The following is an 865-nucleotide window of genomic DNA, read 5'->3' on the forward strand; positions in this document are numbered from 1 at the left end:
CGCGCGGCGGCGGGCAGGCCGGTGTCGGCTTCGCGCGCCGCGCGGCCGCCCAGATCCATCGGTTGGCTGGTCATCGTGTCTCCTGATATAGGTATGCCGCGCGGTCCGCGCGTTGATGCCTAGTTTCGGAGAATTCGGCCAGCGCGAAAATTGCGCATGTCTCAAGCAGGCTTTCCCGTCGAGAAAGGCAGGGCGTCCGCGATCAGGCGTTTCTGATTGGAAACATTTGACGTCCAGCGACGCCAACTGGAAACCGCCAGGGCGCACCCAGGGTTTTCGTCACGTCCGCCACGGCCCGCGCCGTTACGTAACGCGCGATGCGCTGTGCATATCTCCACGCGAAAATCCCCGAATCGATCCGCTGCAAGGCCATTTCCACGCGAATCCGGGCGTTTGCCCACGCTTTGGCATTGATGTTGCGAAGGTACAGGCATCATCAACGGCGGACTCGATTGGGAGAGCGATCGTGCAAGGCATGTCACAGCAAGCGGTTCGAACGGACTTCGTGGCCGATCCGTGCGTCGGCGCGCAAGCGGCGAAGGCGAAGCGCATTGGTTTCGTGCTGTTCAAGGGCTTTGCGCTGCCGGATGTGGCGGCCATCATCGAGATCTACGATGCGGCCAACGCTCTCGCGCAGCTTCAATCCGACGACGACGCGTCGGCCTTCGAAATGGTGTCGCTCTCGGCGGCGGGCGGGCCGGTGGAGAGCGCGTCGTCGGTGGTGATCCTGACCGAGGGCGTCGAGCAGACGCGCGACGCGGGCGCGTTTCACACGCTGTTCGTCGCGGGCGGCGCGGGCACGCCCGACGCCGTGCGTGACGCGCGCCTCGTCCAGTGGCTCGCGCGCGAGGGGCGGCGCAGCGAG

1 pseudogene is annotated in these 865 nt (G+C 65.7%); it reads left to right on the top strand.

Going from position 1 to position 865, the window contains the following annotated elements:
• Nucleotides 1-475: 475 nt before the first annotated feature.
• Nucleotides 476-865 (top strand): annotated as a pseudogene (locus G3N97_RS39020) (AraC family transcriptional regulator); the annotation flags it as partial.

The sequence above is a fragment of the Paraburkholderia sp. Ac-20347 genome, from assembly GCF_017104805.1.
GTDB lineage: Bacteria > Pseudomonadota > Gammaproteobacteria > Burkholderiales > Burkholderiaceae > Paraburkholderia > Paraburkholderia tropica.